A 2,496-nucleotide genomic window follows, 5' to 3' on the forward strand; every position below is an offset into this window, starting at 1 on the left:
AAACCATTTAGCCCTAAAGAGTTGGTTGCTCGAGTGCAAGCCGTTTTACGCCGTTTAGAGCGTAAAGCTGAACCTGAGCAAAATGACTTATTCCGTATTGATAAAGCGCAACAACGTATTTGGTATCAACAAAAAGCACTGACATTGACGCCAACAGAATTTCGCATTCTAGAATTGTTCTTAGAGCATTTGGGACAAGTGTATTCGCGTGCACAGTTACTCGACCATATTAATCCTGACAGTTTTGATGTTGCGGATCGCGTGATTGATAGTCATATCAAAAACCTTCGTCGTAAGATCTCTGAAGCGGCAGATACGGGTAACCGTCATGAGTGGATTCAGGCGGTTTATGGTGTGGGTTATCGCTTTGAATATCCTGATGAGTAAGTAACTTTGTTTTATCCTGTGGATAACCACAGTGTTATCCACAGAAAATGTGGATAGTTTCTTAAAACTTTTGTAGAAATTATCTACTTTTATGCTCTTTAGTTAAAAACAGCAGTTATCGATTTTTAAATATTACATTACTTTACAAAAGCTTATGGTAAGTGAAAAGGGCTGTTGAAGACATCTACATACCTTGGAAGTTATCCTCTGCATAAGCCTTATACGGTTTAATAAAGCGGTTCATCCCCAGTAGACAGATATTATTTCTTTAGGATTATGGATGAATGATGATAGGCGTATTGTTCTTAACGAGTTGCCAAATTTCATCCATATCCGAATTTGTAACAGCAATACAGCCTAATGTCCAATCCTTGCGCGGCATATATGAGGCGCTACTTGGAAATGAGGTTGCTTGCTTTGGGACAGTGCCATGAATCATCACATCGCCACCTGCAGATTGATTATGTTGTTTGGCATAAGTCGCATCATTTGCGTTGGGGTAGGAGATATGCAGTGACTTGTAGAATGCACTTTCTGAGTTACGCCAATCAATCGTATACGTTCCTTCAGGTGTTTTACCATCACCTTCAAATTGTTTGTGCCCATTTGGATCAAAGCCTAAGCGAATAGGATAGCTTCGGATAACTTCTTGTTGATATTTCAGTTGTAATAATCTTTGATCTTTAAACACCTCAATCGTGGTGACTGGTTTGGTTTTGTTTAAGCTTTCTATTTCTTGGGCTGAAAGGGCTTGATGTTTTGATACAAAAGTTGGAATAAACTTTTCATACTTATAAAAAGTAAATCCGCCCAAGATGACAATGATGATAGTTGCAACAACAAGCCCTAATTTCATATTGATCCTCGTAACTTAGGATGAGCAACTTACAGAAACTTCAGGTATATCACTTGGTAATGGTGCAGTGTCCTGTTCAGTTTCCAACTCTAGTTGTCGAGTATAGGGTTGATTAAGCAACTGGAATAAACGTTCAACCTCACTGAAATCCCCACGTTCGGCTTGTTCAATTGCTTTTTGCGCCATGTGATTACGTAAAATATAATGTGGATTGGCTTGTTGCATGGCTTGGTCTAATGCGACAGTATCTTGATGTTCACGAATCTGTTGATATTGATGCATAAACCCATCAAATTGACGTAAATCTAAGCAATCATCACGAAGTGCTTTATATTCTTGGTTTTGTAAACGAAGAAAGCTCTGAGTGTAGTCGAGTTGTTCTGTTTGCAAGATTCGCAAGAATGAAAAACTGCAATCTAAGCTATCCTTATGAAAATGAGGAAGCCCCATCTTTTGACATAAACCTTGTCCATAATGTTCTAAAAAAATAGGTTCGAACTGTTCTAAACATTTTGCTAAATCAAGTTTGAATTGTTCTTTTTGTTCAGCTTCAGCCAAAGGAATGAGATTGTTTAACCAAGTCCACAGATTCCAGTGGCCAACACTTGGCTGATTTTGATAGGTATAACGACCTTGGTAGTCTGAATGATTGTTGATCCAATTAGGTCGGAAACGCTCCATAAAACCATAAGGGCCAAAATCTAAAGTAGAACCTGTAATATTTAAGTTATCTGTATTCATCACACCATGTGCAAAACCGACCAATTGCCATTTTGCAATCATAATCGCAGTCCGTTCAATTACAGCTTGAGCAAATGCAAGCACAGGATTTTCAGCTTCTAGACATGCTGGATAATGCCATTCGATGCATTTCTGAGTAAATTCAGCCAATAGTTCAGGCGCATATTGGTTAATCCATTCAAAATGACCTAAGCGAATATGACAATCCGAAGTACGTAATAGCATGGCACCGAGTTCTAAGGTTTCACGTTGGACACCTTGGCTTGAGGTCGTAAAACCGACGGCATGACTTGATGCAACACCAAGTGCATTGAGTGCATGACCTGCCAGATATTCACGAATCACTGAGCGTAGTACTGCACGCCCATCTCCCATACGCGAGTAGGGGGTAGAACCTGCACCTTTAAGATGAAGATCAATCGTTTGACCTTGCGTATTGAGGATTTGTCCAATCAATAGGCCGCGACCATCGCCCAGTTGTCCTGCCCATTGCCCAAATTGATGTCCTGCAT

At 39.8% G+C, this 2,496-nt stretch carries 3 protein-coding genes; 1 reads left to right on the forward strand and 2 read right to left on the reverse strand.

The window, feature by feature from the left end; all coding sequences use genetic code 11:
* Positions 1–387 (forward strand): response regulator transcription factor (locus B4237_RS02320; protein WP_286941165.1); only part of this gene is annotated, 387 nt, incomplete at its 5' end.
* A gap of 274 nt (positions 388–661) precedes the next feature.
* Here the strand turns inward: B4237_RS02320 and B4237_RS02325 are convergent.
* Both B4237_RS02325 and B4237_RS02330 read right to left on the reverse strand, forming a co-directional pair.
* A complete protein-coding gene (locus B4237_RS02325) occupies positions 662–1,243 on the reverse strand; it encodes a L,D-transpeptidase family protein (protein ID WP_278596531.1) in 582 nt (193 codons plus the stop codon).
* A gap of 15 nt (positions 1,244–1,258) precedes the next feature.
* On the reverse strand, positions 1,259–2,496 hold a 1,238-nt coding region (locus B4237_RS02330; RefSeq protein WP_286941168.1), incomplete at its 5' end, for a protein adenylyltransferase SelO.

The sequence above is a fragment of the Acinetobacter sp. UBA6526 genome (assembly GCF_002434875.1).
GTDB lineage: Bacteria > Pseudomonadota > Gammaproteobacteria > Pseudomonadales > Moraxellaceae > Acinetobacter > Acinetobacter venetianus.

Excerpts from the sequence above, each read along its gene's own strand:
- B4237_RS02325 (WP_278596531.1), bottom strand. The coding sequence starts at position 1,243 with ATGAAATTAGGGCTTGTTGTTGCAACTATCATCATTGTCATCTTGGGC.